Annotated in this window: 1 protein-coding gene; it reads left to right on the top strand. The window is 50.2% G+C overall.

Annotation, left to right across the window (positions count from 1 at the left end; translation table 11 throughout):
• Positions 1-28 precede the first annotated feature (28 nt).
• The coding region (locus tag Q5762_RS39080; protein ID WP_315897072.1) for a hypothetical protein at positions 29-253 on the top strand (225 nt) is incomplete at its 3' end.

The raw sequence follows: 253 nt of genomic DNA, 5'->3' as shown, positions 1-253 counted from the left end.
CGGTTTCACGGAGGAGCTTGCCAAGGATGTGGAAGCAAAGTTCAAGGAACTCTACAAAGTCTCTATTGACTGGGTGGATGCTCACTTGGATGAAGCTGCCAAAACCGGATATGTCACCGTAGCCTTTGGTTTGCGTGTGCGTACTCCATTGCTCCATCAGGTCATTCGTAAGAACGGAAAGACACCATTTGAAGCAGATGCAGAAGGCCGCTCGGCTGGTAATGCACTGGGTCAATCATGGTGCTTGCTGAAC

Origin of the sequence: Streptomyces sp. P9(2023) (assembly GCF_032436795.1) — a bacterium.
Taxonomy (GTDB): Bacteria; Actinomycetota; Actinomycetes; order Streptomycetales; family Streptomycetaceae; genus Streptomyces.
This window is presented reverse-complemented; position numbering and strand designations above follow the sequence as displayed.